This window comes from Lipingzhangella halophila (genome assembly GCF_014203805.1).
In the GTDB taxonomy this organism is placed as follows: domain Bacteria; phylum Actinomycetota; class Actinomycetes; order Streptosporangiales; family Streptosporangiaceae; genus Lipingzhangella; species Lipingzhangella halophila.
The window spans coordinates 368,493-384,639 of sequence record NZ_JACHJT010000001.1 but is presented as its reverse complement, the minus strand read 5'-3'; the positions used below and the strand labels follow the sequence as shown (position 1 = coordinate 384,639).

Sequence of the window (16,147 nt, the reverse complement as noted above, 5' to 3'; positions counted from 1 at the left end):
GGCCGGACGGGCCGCCGTTGTTGGTGTATGAGACATTTAACTCGCTGGTAAACAGTTAACCAGTGCGCCGCAGCTCGCTCGCGCGCCAGGTGCGCTCCCGCGTCCCAGAGGCGGGACACCCGCACTCACGCGGCGAGCTGACCTCTTGAAACCGGCGCAAGATATGCGATAGTTCCATAGGACGGAGTACTGGATACCGTATCCCGGAAAAATCTGTCCTTGTGGTAAGGAGTTCCTGACCGTCCACTGACCAGCCCACTCCGACGGATTCCCGAGAACGGATCCAGCCCCACCATCCATCCCCCCCGATACCGAGTCGCCAGGCACGTCCGCCGAAGCAGCCACGGCCGGCAGGCCACCAGGTACCGAGACGTTGGTGACCCCGCTGGCGCCGGCGGCGAACGCGCCAAGAAAGGGGTCGCGTGTCCACGCTGACCAGAATTGAACGCGCACGTTCTGTAGCACCCTGGGGCTACAACCGGTGGCTCATCCCACCAGCGGCGCTCGCTGTGCACCTCTCCATCGGCCAGGTGTACGCAACCAGCGTCTACAAGAACTCACTCGTCGAGCATTTCGGCACCAGCCAGACGCAAATCGGTGTGGTCTTCTCGATCGCCATCGTCATGCTCGGGCTGTCCGCCGCGCTCGGCGGCACCTGGGTCGAGCGCAACGGACCGCGCAAGGCGATGCTGACCTCCGCCATCTTCTGGGGCAGCGGCTTCCTCGTAGGCGCGCTTGGCATCGCCACCGAGCAGTTGTGGCTCCTCTATCTCGGTTACGGTGTGATCGGCGGTATCGGGCTCGGTATCGGCTACATCTCCCCGGTGTCCACGCTGATCAAGTGGTTCCCCGACCGGCCCGGGCTCGCCACCGGCCTGGCGATCATGGGATTCGGCGGCGGTGCCCTCATCGCCACACCGGTCTCCGGCGGGCTCATGGCGTTCTACGACCCGAGCTACGACGCGACCGTGGCCGGTTCCGTCGCCTCCGGTGGTGCGCTGGTCGGGCTGTTCGTCACGCTCGGTCTCGGATACCTGGCGGTCATGATGTTCGGCGTGCTGCTGGTCCGCGTGCCACCCCAGGGCTGGCGCCCCGCCGGCTTCGACCCCGAACAGCAGCGCAAGTCCGCGATGGTGACGACCGGGCACGTCTCGGCGAACAACGCGCTCCGGACCCCGCAGTTCTGGCTGCTGTGGATCGTGCTCTTCACCAACGTGACGGCCGGGATCGGCATCCTGGAGCACGCCAGCCCGATGATCCAGGACTTCTTCCGCGATGGTGGGACCAGCACTGTCGCCGCTGCTGCCGCCGGCGGCTTCGTGGGCCTGCTGTCCATGTTCAACATGGCGGGACGGTTTGTCTGGTCGTCGACGTCCGACGTCATCGGCCGCAAGCCGACCTACATGATGTACCTCGGCGTCGGCGCGCTGCTCTACATCATGCTCGCGACGATCGGTGGGACCAGTGTCGCCCTGTTCGTCCTGATGGCGTGCGTCATCCTGTCGTTCTACGGCGGCGGGTTCGCCACGGTCCCGGCGTACCTGCGCGACATGTTCGGTACCTTCCAGGTGGGCGCGATCCACGGTCGGCTGCTCACCGCGTGGTCGGCGGCCGGGATCGCCGGCCCGCTGATCATCAACAGCTTCCTGGACGCTCAGGGCGAGCCGGGGACGCTGACCCAGGATGCCTACCAGGCTCCCCTGTTCACGATGGTCGGGCTGCTCGTGGTCGGTTTCGTCGCCAACATGCTGGTGCGCCCGGTGGCGGAACGGTTCCACGAGCCCGCCGGCCCCGTCGAGGCCGGCGGGAACGGAGCCAGTGAGCGGTCCGAAGGCGCCGCGGGGGCGGACGCACCCCAGCAGACGCACGACGTCGCCTTCGGCGGGCACCGGGTGTGGCTCACCGTCGCCTGGATCCTGGTGACCGTGCTGCTCGGTTACGGAGTCGTGCACATCACCTCGGCAGCACTCCCTCTGTTCACCGGCTAGCGCGGCCCGTCCCAGGCCGCGCTGTGCCGCACTTTGGCGGCGCGGAGCGACAACGGTGCCCCGCGGGAGACCCGCGGGGCACCGTTCGTTTACTGGCCGCGGTTCCTGATGGCGGAGATCACTCCGCTGGCCAGCGCACTACCGATGACCGCGCCGCCCGCGACAGCGGAGATGAGGTAGGCGGAGTACTGCGGTTCCTCGTAGTCCTGGATGTAGCCGATGTTGAGCAGCGAGACCACGAGCACGGGGACGGCGACGGCGGCCACCGCCACGGTGATGGGCCGCAACGCGGTCCGCTGCGCGATCCGGACGTTCAGGTACGCGGCGCCGAGCGCCACGAGCGCCACAGCGACGAAGGTGACGGTGTTGAACCAGGTCGTGAACTCGTCGGTTCCGGTGGCGTCGTTCGTCGTGGACCGGATGTAGGTCACTCCCAGGAACCCGACCAGAAGGTAGCCGCCGAAGACGACGACGCCATTGCTGAGGGCACCGATCAGGAGTCGCACCATCGCTGGCGTCCTTTCTGCGATCTCTCGCGCATCCCGGTGGGCCGGATCCTCGTCCAGGGCGGTGGTCGCACGGTCGGTCATCGTCTCACGCGAGCCCCACATGCGAGTACGTGCGCGGCTTACAGGGTCCGCACCCGCCAGTTTCGGCGATCAGTACCCCATGTGGCGAGGGCCCGTGGACCCAACCCGCCGCTTGGGCCCACCCCTCCCCGCGCGCACACGCGGCAGCAACTCACTCATACTCCAGACCACCCCATGCGGCGAGCAGGACACTACGCACGGCAACCTCCACAGGTTTCCGCGCATTCCCCAAAAATCCCCATGAATTTCAAAAACAACATAAGAGCCCACCAATGGTGGATTTACCCCAATCCCTCCAATTGCCACCGGGCGCTTAACCAAAAGAAAACCAACGGCCGGGCCCCGCGAACCCGGAGGATTCTCTATGCGTCTCACCTAGTGACACCAGCTGCAAGACGAAAAGAGAGTTCCTCATTGTTTACCAAGCGCCGGGTTGCCGCCCTGGGTTCCGCCACCACCGCCGCGGTGGCGTTCGCTATCGGCGGGGCGGCGTTCCCCGCGCCCGCTCTCGCCGACGGGCCGGAGACCCCCGCACACGTCGCCAGCGCGATCGAGGAACAGTCCTGGGTCGAGCTGACCGAGGGCGACTCCGGCTACCGGGTCATCGCGGTCGGGTACTTCCTGAAGGAGAGCGGCCACTTCGGCGGTGAGGTGGGGCTCGACTACACCCCGGAGCTCACCGAGGCGGTCACCGGCTACCAGGAGGACCGCGGCATCGATGCCAGCGGCAACGTCGACGCCGCGACCTGGGAGCAGCTCTCCGACGACATCGGGCTCGTCCAGCAGGGCGATCCGCGCGCCGACCTGGTCACAGGCCTGCAGTCGTCGCTGTACGACCTCGGCTACGACCTCACCTTCGACGGTCGGTTCGGCCCGGCCACCGAGAACGCGGTCGCCAGCTTCCAGGAGGAAAAGGAGGTCGACGCGGACGGGATCGTCGGCCCGCTGACCTTCAGAGCCATGTACGGCGAGGGCGCCCAGAGCTAACGCCGCGCCCCACCGGCCGATCATCGGCGCGGCGTTCCCGCGGAACGGATATCCGGTACGCATTCGCGGGAACGCCGACGGCAACGCCTATGAGGGCCGGGGCTGGCTCGTCATCGGCGCGCTTGACGCCCCTGCGGTCACCTGGCCGGGCAGACGGTGGTCACGAGAGGGCCGAGATAGCCGGCCGCTGTGCGCAACGGCTTGTCGTCGGCGGTGATCCGGCTCAGGATCTCGGCGCCCTCAAGCGTGCTGAGCACCGTGCACGCGGTGTCGTCGGCGACCTCCGCCGGCACGTCGCAGGCACGCAGCCGGGCCGCGATCTGCTCCTGCCAGGTGGCCAGCGACTCTTTCCAGGCCGCCTGGATGGTCGGCGAGCGGCCAACGTTCTCCAGCGCGGCGGCGGCGACCAGGCAGCCGTCACGCCAGTCGGACTCCCGGAGCCGGTCGGCGAGTAGCAGCGCGCACGCCGCGACCGCCTCCGCCGGGTCGTCGCTGCTACTCAGAGCGACCCGCAGCAGTTCGGTGTAGTGCTCCGAGTCGCGCCGCAGCGCCGCGACCGCCAACTGCTCCTTGCCCTCAGGGAAAAAGTGGTACACCGAGCCGAGGGTGGCATCGGCCTCGCGGGCGATCTGCTTCACTCCGGTCCCGTCGTACCCCCGCCGCCGGAGCAGAGCGGCGGTGGCGTCCACGATCCGCCCGCGTGTCGCGGATCCGGCTCGCTCCGTCCTGTCGCCCATACCCCCGACTTTACTAGATAGAGCGGTCGTTCTAGTCTCTGCTCTAGAACGACCGCTCTAGTCGTATTGGAGACCGGACCCACCGTGACGGAACGCACCCCACCCCGGGCCACGACGCGAGAATGGCTGGGACTCGCGGTCCTCACCCTGCCCACCCTGCTCATCGCGATCAACACGACGGTGCTCGTGCTGGCCGCTCCCAAGGTGACAGCGGACCTGGGGGCCAGCGCCGCCCAGCAACTCTGGATCACCGACATCTACGCGTTCCTGATCGCCGGTTTCCTGATCACCATGGGGCGGCTGGGCGACCGGATCGGGCGGCGCAGGTTGCTGCTCCTCGGCGCCGCCGCGTTCATCCTCGCCTCGGTGCTCGCCGCGTACTCCACCACCTCCGAGATGCTGATCGCCACCCGCGCCCTCATGGGCATCGCCGGTGCCACCCTGATGCCCTCGACTCTCGCGCTGCTGCGCGTGATGTTCCCCGACCCGCGCCAACGCACCGCGGCCATCGCCGTGTGGATGACCAGCATCTCCGCTGGCACCGCTCTCGGCCCCCTGCTCGGCGGGGTGCTGCTGCGGTACTTCTGGTGGGGCTCGACGCTTCTGATGGGCGTGCCGGTACTGGCCCTGCTCCTGCTGGTGGGGCCCTTCCTGCTGCCCGAGTACCGCGACCCGCGCGCCGGCCCCCTGGACCTCCGCAGCGTGGCGTTGTCGCTGGTTTCGATGCTCGCGGTGATCTACGGCTTCAAGCACACCGCCGAGCACGGTCCCACCGCGACCGCCACCATCGTCATGCTGGCCGGCCTGGCGGTCGGGGCCGTGTTCCTGCGCCGCCAGCGCAGGCTGCCCGAGCCACTGCTCGACCTGCGGATGTTCGGCAACCGCGCGTTCAGCGTCGCGCTGGTCGTGGTCACTCTGCTGCTGGTGGTCTTCGCGGGGAACCAGTTCCTGTTCTCGCTGTACCTGCAGCACGTCGTGGGCCTGTCGCCGCTGTGGGCGGGGGTCTGGATGGTCCCCTCGGCGACCGCGTTGCTCGTCGGGTCGATGCTCGCCCCGTTGATCGTGCGGTGGGTGCGCCCGGCGTTCGTGGTCGGGGTCGGACTGCTGGTCGGCGCCGCCGGCTTCGCGCTGTTGACCCAGGTCGCCGGCCCGGCCTCCGGAATCGGGTCCGCACCGTTCCTCCTCGCCCAGTTCGGGCTCGCCCTCGCGTTCTTCGGTCTGGGCCCACCCAGTGTCCTAGGCGCCGACCTGGTCGTGGGCGCCGCTCCACCGGAGAAGGCGGGGTCGGCGTCGGCGACCGAGGAGACGGCCGCCGAGCTCGGGATCGCGCTGGGCATCGCGATTCTCGGCAGCATCGGCGCCGCCGTGTACCGGGCCCGGATGGGCGGTGCCACCGATTCCGGGATGCCCCCGGAGGTGGCCGGCCCCGTGCGCGACAGCATCGACGGTGCGATGTCGGTGGCCGACAGGCTGGACCCCGCGACGCTGGATGCCGCGCGCGCGGCGTTCGCGGACGGGTTCGCGCTGTCCGGCGGCATCAGCGCGCTCGCCATGGCCGTACTCGGCGTGGCCGGGATGGTCCTGCTCCGGCACGTCCGCGGTGCTTCCGAGCACGAACTGCCCGAGGAGCCGCCCGAGCCGGGCCTGGACGACGCACCGGTCGGGGTGCGCTGAGCGGCGCGATCCGCCCCGCACACGAGTGGTGACCCGCGCCGGACTCGCGGGTCACCACTCGTGTTGTCCGCGCGTCGCGCCCGCGCGGCCTACTCCAGACGCTGGAGCAGGGCGTTGTACTCGTCCCAGAGCTCGGCGGGCAGTTGGTCCCCGAAGGTCTTGAAGAACTCGGGCATCAGCGCGGCCTCCTCCTGCCAGGTGTCGCGGTCGACGGAGAGCAGGAAGTCCATGTCCGCCTCGTCGATCGTGAGCCCCTCGGTGTCCAGGGTGCCCTTGGCCGGCAGGTTGCCGATCGGGGTCGGCTCCGCCGCGGCCTTGCCGTTCAGCCGCTCCACGATCCACTTCAGGACGCGGCTGTTCTCGCCGAAACCGGGCCAGACGATGCGGCCGGTCTCGTCCTTGCGGAACCAGTTCACGTAGAAGATCTTGGGCAGTTTGGCCTCGTCGGTCGCCTTGCCGATTTCGAGCCAGTGGCTGAAGTAGTCCCCCATGTTGTAGCCGCAGAACGGCAGCATCGCGAAGGGGTCGCGACGCAGCTCACCGACCGTGCCCTCGGCCGCCGCGGTCTTCTCCGAGGCGACGTTGGCGCCCAGGAACACGCCGTGCTGCCAGTCGAACGACTCTGTGACCAGCGGAACCGCGCTCGCGCGCCGGCCGCCGAAGAGGATCGCGGAGATCGGCACGCCCTCGGGGTCCTCCCACTCGGGCGCCATGGTGGGCGCCTGGCCGGCCGGGGTGGTGAACCGGGCGTTGGGGTGGGCGGCCGGTTCGGCGGAGTCGGGTGTCCAGGGGCGGCCCTTCCAGTCGGTCAGCCGCGCCGGCGGCTCGTCCGTCAGGCCCTCCCACCAGACGTCGCCGTCCTCGGTGAGGGCAACGTTGGTGAAGATGCTGTTGCCCCACAGGGTCTCGATGGCGTTGGCGTTGGTCGAAACGCCGGTGCCGGGGGCGACCCCGAAGAAGCCTGCCTCGGGGTTGATGGCGCGCAGCCGGCCGTCCTCGCCGAAGCGCATCCACGCGATGTCGTCGCCGACCGTCTCGACCTTCCATCCGGGGATGGTGGGCGAGAGCATGGCGAGGTTCGTCTTGCCGCACGCGCTCGGGAACGCGGCCGCGACGTAGCGGGGCTCACCCTCGGGCGGCGTCACCTTGAGGATGAGCATGTGCTCGGCCATCCAGCCCTCGTCGCGCGCCATGACGGAGGCGATGCGCAGCGCGTAGCACTTCTTGCCGAGAAGCGCGTTGCCGCCGTAGCCGGAGCCGTAGGACCAGATCTCCCGGGTCTCCGGGAAGTGCGAGATGTACTTGGTGCTGTTGCACGGCCACGGCACGTCGGCCTGGCCGGGGCTCAGGGGAGCACCGACAGAGTGCACGGCCTTCACGAACGATCCGCGCTCCTCGATCAGCCGCAGGGCCGGCTCGCCCATTCGGGCCATGATCCGCATCGAGACCACCACGTACGGGGAGTCGGTGATCTCCACCCCGAGCTGGGAGATGTTCCCACCCAGGGGACCCATGCAGAACGGGACCACGTACATGGTGCGGCCCCGCATGCAGCCGTGGAACAGCTCGCCGAACGTCGCGCGCATCTCGGCGGGGTCGATCCAGTTGTTGGTGGGGCCCGCGTCCCGCTCACGCTCGGAGCAGATGAACGTCCGGTCCTCGACCCGGGCCACGTCATCCGGGTCGGACCTGCAGTGGAAGCTGTTCGGACGGATATCGGGGTTGAGTCGCGTGAAGGTGCCCTGTTCCACGAGAAGACTGGTCAGGCGCTCCCATTCGGCCTCGGTACCGTCGCACCAGACAACCTCGTCGGGCAGGGTCAAGTCCGCGATCCCGCGCACCCAGTCGATCAGGGGTTGGTGGCTAGTAGGGGCGATACCTTTATCCGGTACCAGGTCAGACACAGCGGCTCCTCCCAGACTGACGATGTCCCGCATCATGGACGACAATCCCCGACAAAAGCCAGTTGGTCTGGACAGGTGGTTTAGACCAATGGTCTATTGGGGCGTGTCCACTGCGTTGATCTCGACAGTACCGGCCAGCCCGCCAGGCGGAAGAGGGGGACCCGACCCTCGGGCGTTTCCCCGGACGGCCGCGCGGGCGCCCTCCCTCCCATGCGCCGCGATCTGCCGCGTTCCGCGCAATTGACGGGTGACCTCCTGCAAAACGGAGATCTGACCGGTGTTTCCGCCGGGGCGTCCCATGGTTCGTTCGCGCCGTCGCGGTGCTACGTGATATCCCCCACAATCGGACAGTAAGGAATGAATCAGTCACCGGTGCCACACGGCGTTTCACCCTGCGCCAGGCGCGCGACGAGTGTTGTGCTGATCTTGAGCGTTCCGTTCCTTCATGGCGCTGCGGAGGAACGGAACGCTCAAGACCGCCGAGGAACCGGAATCAGCCCTGCGGGCTCGCCGCGCTGCGGATCTTGGACCACGCACGGCGCATGCCCCCGATCCAGCGGTCGCGGTCCTCCGCCCTGCGCAGCTCGTACGTGGCCACCTCGGGGTGCGGCAGGACCAGGAAACGCCCCTCGCCCAGGGCCTCGACAACCGAGTCCGCGACGTCCTCCGGCTCCAGATAGGCCCCGCCGAGGCGGGTCCCCGACGCCTTGCCGTCCCCCGCTGTCATCGCCGTGTTCACGCCTTGGGGGCACAGGCAGGAGACCCCGATCCCCTCGTCACCGTGCCGGATCGCCAGCCACTCGGCGAGCGCGACTGTGCCGTGCTTGGTCACCGAGTAGGGCGCGCTGCTGAGGTTGCTGAGCAGGCCAGCGGCTGAGGAGGTGAGCAGGATGTGGCCACGCCCGCGCTCGGCCATCCGAGGGGCCAGCGCCCGGGCGGCGTAGACGTGCGCGAGGACGTGCACCCGCCACGAGACGTCCCAGGAGTCGTCGTCGCCCAAGTCGGCGCCCGCGCCGACCCCGGCGTTGGAGCACCACAGATCGATGGGGCCGTGCTCCTCCTCGACCCGGGCGACCGCCGCGGCGACGGCGGCCTCGTCCGTGACGTCCAGGGCCATCGGGTGCGCGCGCTCACCCAGCTCGTCGGCCGCGCTCTGGGCCTGGTCCGCGTCGCGGTCAGCGACCACGACCCGGGCCGCGCCGCCGCGCAGGAACCGGTCGGCCATCGCGCGCCCGATTCCCCGGGCCCCGCCGGTGACGACGATGGTCGTGTCGGGAGTGGAGAACGGTTGGGCCATGTGCGACTCCTTCGGGGTGTCGTCGGGTGGGGGAGGAACCGGAGGGATCAGGAGGCGGGCGCGTACACCAGACGGCCTACCGTCGCTCCGTCGGCGAGGCGCTGGACGCCGTCCGCCAGCCCGTCGGGCCCGACCCGCTCGCTCACCAGCGGCTTGACGAGCCCCTGGTCGGCGAGCTCGACCAGTCGGGTGTGCGCCTGCCCGATGACCTCGGGCGCACGCTGCCGGTACAGCCCCCAGTGCAGGCCCACCAGTGAGTAGTTCTTGATCAGCGCGTGGTTCAGGGCCGGTTCGGGGATGGTGCCGCTCGCGAAGCCGATGATGACGATGCGCCCTTCGAAGGCGACGCACTTGGTGGAACGCTTGAAGGAGTCACCGCCGACCGGGTCGAACACCACGTCAGCGCCGCGGCCATCGGTCAGCTCCTTGGTCACCGCGACGAAGTCCTCAGTGTTGCGGTCCACGACCACATCCGCGCCAAGCTCGGTGGCCGCCTTCGCCTTCTCCGGGCCACCGACGACGCCGATGACTCGGGCCCCGGCGGCCTTGGCGAGCTGGATCGCGGCACTGCCAACCCCACCAGCCGCGGCGTGCACCAGGACAGTCTCACCGGGCTGCAGAGAGGCCCGCCGATGCAGCGCGAACCAGCCGGTCTGGTAGCCGATGAACAGTGAGGCCGCCTCGTCATCGCTGAGCGAGGCCGGCGCGGGGAACGCGGCGCCCTCGTTCATCAGCGCGTACTCCGCGAACCCGCCCGTGGGCAGCTCCGTGCTCCCGAGCACGCGGTCGCCGACCGCGTGACCGGCGACGCCCTCGCCGGTCCCGACCACCTCCGCGCACAGCTCAAGGCCGGGGGTGAACGGCAGCGGCGGCTTGGCCTGATACGTGCCCCGGCACAGCAGAGCGTCGGGGAAGTTCACCGCGGCGGCGCGGACCTGCACCAGCACCTGGCCAGGCCCCGGCTCCGGAGGCTCCACCGTCTCGTACCGCAGCACCTCGCCTGGCTCGCCCATTTCGTGGACCCGGAACGCGCGCACTTTCGCCTCCGTAACTGGGATACCAACCGGTCGGTAGATCGTAACACCCCGGCCCGCGCGCAGTGAGGGGGTCGCTCCGCCCGGAATCGCTCCCGGCGGGTGGCCGCGGTCAGCGCACCACGGCCACCGGCCCGTGCGCACCGTGCAGTACGGACTGGCTGACCGAACCGAGCAGTAGTCCGGCGAACCCGCCCCGGCCCCGGGTTCCCACCACGACCAGGTCCGCCGGGGTGCTCTCCTCCAGCAGCGCCACGACCGGATGCGCCCGGACCACGCGGCGCTCCACCAGCACTTCAGGGTGCCCGCTCTGCAGTTCGACCAGCTCGGAGTCGAGCAGCCGCCGCGTCGCCTCCTCCACGGCCTCGTCGTCGAACACCTCGGGCGGGACCGGCCCGATGGACGAGCCGAACGTCGCCATGGGTTGCCAGGCGCATACCGCGACCACCTCGGTGCCCTGCTTGGCCGCCTGGGAGAACGCGAACTCGGCGGCACGGCGTCCGGGATCGGAACCGTCGATGCCGGCGACGATCCGCCCCTTGACCCCCTCGGCCGCCTCGTGCGTCTTCGGCAGCACCACAACGGGGACCGGGGAGTGCGCGGCCAGCTCGACTCCCACCGACCCGACGAACGCCGCCGCCAGACCCCCCAGGCCGCGCGAGCCGACAACAACGGCCGCGGTGTCGGGCCGCGACGCTTCCGAGAGCAGCGCCTCGGCCGCGCGTTGCTCCGCGAGCTGGGTCTCGACCACAAGATCGGGGAAGATCCGGCGGAGCCAGTCGCGCGCGTACTCCAGCAGCGCCCGCGCCTCGGCCTCGCTCGGCCCCGGCACACTCGCGCTGGACCGCACGAGACCGCTGAACGGGCCGTGCGACTCAGCGGGTAGCACCGCGGTGACGATCCGAACACCCAGGTCGCGAAGAAAGGCCTGGTGAGCGGACCACTCAAGGGCGTACCGGCTTGAGTCGGAGCCATCCACGCCGACGACCACCCAGCGTCGATCGGACGCGCTGTCCATCTCGGTTTCGCTCCCCTTCGTTGGCCACTGGTGCGCATTCGGCTCAGGGCGGCTGCCCGGCCCGCGCCATGGTCGCGTGCCTGCGGGCGGCCGGAACTCGCGGGGCCGCAGCTCGCTCCCAATGCCGATCGTTCCCCAGTGCTCCGGCCTAAGTCGCACGTGCCGCGTTCACTTGGTCACCGCCGGCGGCGGCTGGCCGCGGCGGCGCGCCCGGCACGGAACTCGGCAATGCGGTTCAAAGCGCGCATCCTAGGTGGTAATCGCCAGCGGCACAATCACCGCCGGGCGTTTTTCGCGCACCCGAGGATACCCTCGCGAAATCCCGGGAAACGCCTGGGCAGCCCATTTCCTCCCAGCGATCGGCCACAAATCGCAAACCGCGTGGAACGCCCTGCCGGTATCATAAAAGGCTTCCAAAGCGGGTAAGCGATCCCTACTTCACACGCGTGAACGGAGGACCTGGTGACACCGGCGTCGATCTTCGTGGGCGAGTTCTTCGGAACGATGCTCCTGCTGCTGTTCGGGTGTGGCTGCGTGGCCTCTCACCTGCTGGACAAGAGCAAGGCGCAGGGGTCCGGCTGGGTCCTCATATCGTTCGGTTGGGGTTTCGGCGTTATGGCCGGAGCCTATTTCTGCCTCCCCCTCTCGGGTGGGCATATCAACCCTGCCGTAACATTCGGCCTGGCCGCTTCGAGCGGCGACTGGTCGAACGTACACATCTATTTCGCCGCGCAACTGCTCGGCGCGATGGCTGGATCCGGGTTGGCCTGGCTGGCGTTCCTGGGACAGTTCCGTGCCTCGCAGGGGCCATTCCTGGGAATTTTCTCCACCGAGCCCGAGGTGCGCAATCCATGGATGAGCGCCGCCACCGAGATCATCGCTACCGCTGCCCTGCTCTTCATGGTGGTGGCGACTGGCCAGAACGAGGCGCTGGCGCTGTCCGGGATGGGCGTGCTGATCGTGGCGCTGACGGTCACCGGTATCGGCCTCTCGCTCGGTGGCCCCACCGGCTACGCGATCAACCCCGCCCGTGACCTGGGCCCCCGCATCATGCACCAGTTGCTGCCGATCAAGGGCAAGGGCTCCTCGGATTGGGGGTACGCCTGGATCCCCATCGTCGCCCCGCTGATCGGTGGAGCCATCGGCGGTGTACTCGGCACGCTCGTCCAGGACATGGCTTAGGCAGTGTTTTTTGGGCCCGCTGCCGCTCGCCGGGTCGGGCGCCTGGAAGCCGGGAACCTTCGGGCGCCTCCGGTGTGCCGCCCCGGTCGGCTCCGCCGGTCGCGGACGCCCCACCTACGGACCCTCCAGAACCCCGGCGGCGCCCGACCCAGACGGCCACTTGGTTCGAAAAACAGGGCCTAGCCCGTCTCGCCGACGCCGCGGAAACCGGCCTTGCACGGTGCGCGATCCCCGGGCCATGCGCACCGCCGGGGCCGGATTTCCCCCGGCCCACGGCTGTACTACATTACGTAGTGAAAAGCGGTCCATCAGGCGCGCCGGGCGCCCGATCAGGTGGTGCGCGTGGTCCAGACTCAGGGCGGAGGTTCTCGTGGTCGAGGGATTGACCGCCACCATCCAGTACGCCTCGCTGGCCATGGCGGCGTGGTGCCTGGTCTCGGTGTTCCGGAACCAGCCCATGGTCGTCCCGCACCTCATTGGTATCGGGGTCCTCTGGCTGCTGCTCCTCGGGCAGGGCGTGGTCTCGACCGTGCAGCTGGTCAATGGTGCGCGGCCCGCTGAGACCGTAGTGTTCGTCGCCTACCTGGCCACCGTCATCCTGGTCCCACCCGCATGCGCGGTGTGGGGGTTCGTGGAACGCAGCCGCTGGGGTCCCGCGGTGATCGCGTTCGCCTGTCTCATCCTGCCGGTCCTGATGGTCCGGCTCGAACAGACCTGGAACCCGACACTTGGCTGAGCTGCCCGCCACTCGCAGCGGCCCGGGCCGGGTCCTGGTCGCGGTCTACGCCGTCTTCGCGCTGGCCGCCACCGCCCGCGCCACCGTGCAGATCGCCACCCGTTTCGAGGAGGCACCGCTCGCCTACCTCCTCTCGGCGCTGGCCGGCGTCATCTACATCGTCGCCACGGTGGGCATCGCCCGCAGCGACCGCACCTCGCACCGCGTAGCCGTGGTCTCGTGCACCGTGGAGCTGATCGGGGTGCTGCTCGTGGGCGGGTTCAGCATCGCGGATCCGGCAGCCTTCCCCGACGACACCGTGTGGTCCCGATTCGGCAGCGGCTACCTGTACATCCCGTTGTTCCTACCGGTGGTGGGCCTGTTGTGGCTGCGGCACGTCAAGCGGCCGCACCGCAACGCGGAAACCGGCACGGTCTGAGCCGAAACTTCCTGACCGGCCAGGTGCCGCTGGGATAGCCTGACGGACATGGCAAAGCACGAGCCCTCCGCCCCGCTACCGGTGGCCGTGACCGCCGAATGGCTGAACGAGCACCAGGACCTCGGGGCCTCCGTGGTACTGGCCGACGTTCGCTGGTACCTCGACGGCCGCTCCGGGCACGCCGCCTACGTCGCGGGCCACCTGCCCGACGCGGTGTTCGTCGACATGGACACCGACCTCGCGGGCCCCGGGACTGCCAGCGGCGGGCGCCACCCGTTGCCCGATCCGGAGGAGTTCGCCACCGCACTCGGCGATCTCGGGATCGGCGACGACACCACCGTCATCGCCTACGACGACTCCGGAGGCTCAACGGCGGCGCGGCTGGTCTGGATGCTGCGCGTGCTCGGCTCGCCCGCGGCTCTGCTCGACGGCGGCCTCCAGGCGTGGACTGGCCCATTGGAGACCGGCCAGGTGATCCTGCGGCCCCGCAAGCGGACCCCGATCCCCTGGCCCAGCGACCGCATCGCGGACTCCGACACCGTGCGGGCGGGGCTCGGCGACCCCGCCCATGTGCTGCTCGACGCGCGGGCGCGCGAGCGCTACACGGGCGAGTCCCCCGCTCCCGTCGACCCCCAACCCGGGCACATCCCCGGCGCGCGCAGTGCCCCGTGGCAGCGCAACCTCACCGACGCGGGCCACCTCGCGGCGCCCGATGTGCTGCGTCAGCACTACACCGCGCTCGGCGCCGACACCGCGCGCTCCGTCACGGCCTACTGCGGCTCCGGTGTCACCTCCTGCCTCGACCTGCTCGCCCTGGAGCGCGCCGGGTTCACCGGCACCCGCCTCTACCCCGGCTCGTGGGGAGCGTGGGCCGCCACACCGGATCTTCCCGTCGAGACCGGTCAGGCGGAGTCGGAGAGCACCGGGCCAGGGACCACCTGACAGCGGCCACCGGCCCACTCGAACGGGAACCTGCCGGGAACCCGGCCCGCCGCTGCCTCCTCGGCCGCGTGCGGCCTCGCTACGCGTTCCCCGGTGACCGGTATCGGCCCGGGTGTCCCGCACGCGGGGAGTTGTCGGTAGTGTCGAAACGCCGACACGGGTTGTCGTGGATCCGCGGGATCGCGCGGTTGAGCCATCGCGAAGTGAGGCGTGCCAGTGGAACTGCTGTTGCTGCTGGTCATTGGGGGCCTGATTGCCCTCGTGATCTACCTCTGGCGTTCGAACCGCCCATCCGCCCCCACCAAGACCCCGCCGCCGCCCACCCCGCAGGACCCGTTCGCCCAGGCACACGAAACGCAGGGCGACCCCCGCACCCTCAAGGCCGGTGACATGCTGGACTTCGGCACCGAGCGCACCTGGATCCGCGGCACGCTCCGGCTGTCCGAGGGCGGGTACGTGTGGGCCGAGCACTTCCTGGAGCTCGGCGACGGCAAGCGCTGGCTCTCCGTCGAGGCCGACCCCGACATCCAGATGGCGCTCTGGAGCGGCCGCCCAGAGCTCGACCTCACTCCGCACAGCGACACCATCGAGTTCGAGGGAGCGCGGTACCGGCTCGCCGAGCGCGGCTCCGCCTCGTACCGCTCCGAGGGAACCACCGGGCTGCAGGCCCAGGGCGGGATGGACTACGTCGACTACGAAGGGCCCGCCGGAACCCATCTGACGTTCGAACGGTTCGACCACGGCCGTTGGGAGGTCGCCACGGGAACCACGGTGCCCAACGGCAGCTTCACGATCTATCCGGGAGGCTGACCAATGCGCGCCGGCCTCCGCGCGCCGTTCGTCGACACCCGTGCCGCCGATCTCACCTGGACACTCGACCACCCGCCGATTGAGCCGCTCGCGACGCGGACCGTGCGCGTCGGCGCCGCCCGCGTCGAGCTGCGCGTGCTCGGCGCCTCCCACCAGGTGCGGGCGGAAACACACGGCGGCGGGCCGGGCCGCCTGCTGGAGACCGTGGCCTGCCTGCCCGGCGAGGAGGGGGCCCTGCCGCGGCGGACCGCCGCCCAGGTTCCCGCGGCCGCCGAGTACCTGTTCACGTCCACCGTCGAGGTGCTCACCCCCGGCGAGCTCGGTGCGCGGGTGTCCCACCTGACCCGCGAGGTCGACGAACACCCGAACGGCCTGCTCGCCACGTTCCCGGGGGATCCCCTCGCCGTGACCGCCATGGCGGTCACGGCCCCGGGACGGCGCGCGCCGCTTGGCTGGCGCACCTGGCACTCCTACCCGCAGAGCGGCGAACTGGTCACCACCACGACCTCGGTGGCGCTCCGGCAGACCCACTCCGCAACCCGAGGACGAGCCCATGGATAAGAAAATGACCGAGGACCAGCGGCGGATGATCACGGGCGTGGTCATCGTCGTGGTGTTCTTCCTGGTGATCGCGAGCTGTTCCAGCAGCGCCGCCGACGAGAACGACGGCAGTGGAGGCGGGGGCGGGCTCTTCTTCTTCCTGGGCGGTGGCGGCACGAGTGGCAGCACCGACTCCGGTGTCGGAAGCGACAACCGGGGCGGCGGCCCCGGTTTCGGCAAGTAACCCTCGGTCGCGCGGGTAGCCGGAGGCGGCGGCATCCCCTGGTCTG

16 protein-coding genes are annotated in these 16,147 nt (G+C 69.8%); 10 read left to right on the top strand and 6 right to left on the bottom strand.

Features of this window, described 5'->3' with window-relative positions; genetic code table 11:
* The first annotated feature begins 422 nt into the window (after positions 1–422).
* Positions 423–1,988 (top strand): OFA family MFS transporter, encoded by a 1,566-nt coding sequence (locus F4561_RS01840; RefSeq protein ID WP_184574143.1) that lies wholly within the window; start codon positions 423–425, stop codon positions 1,986–1,988.
* 89 nt (positions 1,989–2,077) lie between these two features.
* Here the strand turns inward: F4561_RS01840 and F4561_RS01835 are convergent, their stop codons facing one another.
* The gene (locus F4561_RS01835; RefSeq protein WP_184574141.1) at positions 2,078–2,497 is read right to left on the bottom strand and encodes a hypothetical protein; all 420 of its coding nucleotides are present in this window, start codon (positions 2,495–2,497) and stop codon (positions 2,078–2,080) included.
* A gap of 495 nt (positions 2,498–2,992) precedes the next feature.
* On the opposite strand from F4561_RS01835, the gene F4561_RS01830 reads away from it, so the two are divergent.
* Positions 2,993–3,565 carry a peptidoglycan-binding domain-containing protein gene (locus tag F4561_RS01830; RefSeq protein ID WP_184574139.1) on the top strand — a complete coding sequence of 191 codons (573 nt, stop codon included), beginning with the start codon at positions 2,993–2,995 and terminating at the stop codon, positions 3,563–3,565.
* A gap of 137 nt (positions 3,566–3,702) precedes the next feature.
* Here F4561_RS01830 and F4561_RS01825 read toward each other — a convergent pair whose 3' ends face one another.
* Complete coding sequence (locus F4561_RS01825; RefSeq protein ID WP_184574137.1) at positions 3,703–4,302, bottom strand: TetR/AcrR family transcriptional regulator; 600 nt, start codon at positions 4,300–4,302, stop codon at positions 3,703–3,705.
* 66 nt (positions 4,303–4,368) lie between these two features.
* Here F4561_RS01825 and F4561_RS01820 point away from each other — a divergent pair, with 66 nt between their 5' ends.
* Positions 4,369–5,976 (top strand): MFS transporter, encoded by a 1,608-nt coding sequence (locus tag F4561_RS01820; RefSeq protein ID WP_221445328.1) that lies wholly within the window; start codon positions 4,369–4,371, stop codon positions 5,974–5,976.
* 89 nt (positions 5,977–6,065) lie between these two features.
* Here F4561_RS01820 and F4561_RS01815 read toward each other — a convergent pair whose 3' ends face one another.
* The 4 genes from F4561_RS01815 to F4561_RS01800 all read right to left on the bottom strand — a co-directional run bounded on the left by F4561_RS01815 (position 6,066) and on the right by F4561_RS01800 (position 11,229).
* Positions 6,066–7,880 carry a phosphoenolpyruvate carboxykinase (GTP) gene (locus F4561_RS01815; protein ID WP_312885097.1) on the bottom strand — a complete coding sequence of 605 codons (1,815 nt, stop codon included), beginning with the start codon at positions 7,878–7,880 and terminating at the stop codon, positions 6,066–6,068.
* Positions 7,881–8,373: 493 nt separating this feature from the next.
* Entirely contained in the window at positions 8,374–9,177 is an 804-nt protein-coding gene (locus F4561_RS01810) for an SDR family oxidoreductase (RefSeq protein ID WP_184574133.1), read from the bottom strand.
* A 47-nt stretch (positions 9,178–9,224) separates the two neighbouring features.
* On the bottom strand, positions 9,225–10,214 hold the full coding sequence (locus F4561_RS01805) for an NADPH:quinone oxidoreductase family protein (protein ID WP_184574131.1): 990 nt from the start codon (positions 10,212–10,214) through the stop codon (positions 9,225–9,227).
* Positions 10,215–10,323: 109 nt separating this feature from the next.
* The gene (locus F4561_RS01800) at positions 10,324–11,229 is read right to left on the bottom strand and encodes a universal stress protein (RefSeq protein ID WP_184574129.1); all 906 of its coding nucleotides are present in this window, start codon (positions 11,227–11,229) and stop codon (positions 10,324–10,326) included.
* 462 nt (positions 11,230–11,691) lie between these two features.
* Here F4561_RS01800 and F4561_RS01795 point away from each other — a divergent pair, with 462 nt between their 5' ends.
* The 7 genes from F4561_RS01795 (at position 11,692) to F4561_RS01765 (ending at position 16,101) form a co-directional block, all read left to right on the top strand.
* Positions 11,692–12,411 carry an MIP/aquaporin family protein gene (locus tag F4561_RS01795; RefSeq protein ID WP_184574127.1) on the top strand — a complete coding sequence of 240 codons (720 nt, stop codon included), beginning with the start codon at positions 11,692–11,694 and terminating at the stop codon, positions 12,409–12,411.
* Positions 12,412–12,781: 370 nt separating this feature from the next.
* Entirely contained in the window at positions 12,782–13,147 is a 366-nt protein-coding gene (locus tag F4561_RS01790; RefSeq protein ID WP_184574125.1) for a hypothetical protein, read from the top strand.
* Complete coding sequence (locus tag F4561_RS01785; protein ID WP_184574122.1) at positions 13,140–13,565, top strand: hypothetical protein; 426 nt, start codon at positions 13,140–13,142, stop codon at positions 13,563–13,565. Before F4561_RS01790 ends, F4561_RS01785 begins: the two co-directional genes overlap by 8 nt.
* Positions 13,566–13,613: 48 nt before the next feature.
* Positions 13,614–14,507 carry a sulfurtransferase gene (locus F4561_RS01780; RefSeq protein ID WP_184574120.1) on the top strand — a complete coding sequence of 298 codons (894 nt, stop codon included), beginning with the start codon at positions 13,614–13,616 and terminating at the stop codon, positions 14,505–14,507.
* Between the two features lie 210 nt (positions 14,508–14,717).
* The gene (locus F4561_RS01775) at positions 14,718–15,317 is read left to right on the top strand and encodes a DUF4178 domain-containing protein (RefSeq protein ID WP_184574117.1); all 600 of its coding nucleotides are present in this window, start codon (positions 14,718–14,720) and stop codon (positions 15,315–15,317) included.
* Between the two features lie 3 nt (positions 15,318–15,320).
* Positions 15,321–15,878: a DUF2617 family protein gene (locus F4561_RS01770; RefSeq protein ID WP_184574115.1), complete on the top strand. Its 558-nt coding sequence runs from the start codon at positions 15,321–15,323 to the stop codon at positions 15,876–15,878.
* Positions 15,871–16,101, top strand: a complete 231-nt coding sequence (locus F4561_RS01765) for a hypothetical protein (RefSeq protein ID WP_184584237.1) — start codon at positions 15,871–15,873, stop codon at positions 16,099–16,101. Before F4561_RS01770 ends, F4561_RS01765 begins: the two co-directional genes overlap by 8 nt.
* The last annotated feature ends 46 nt before the right edge of the window (positions 16,102–16,147 follow it).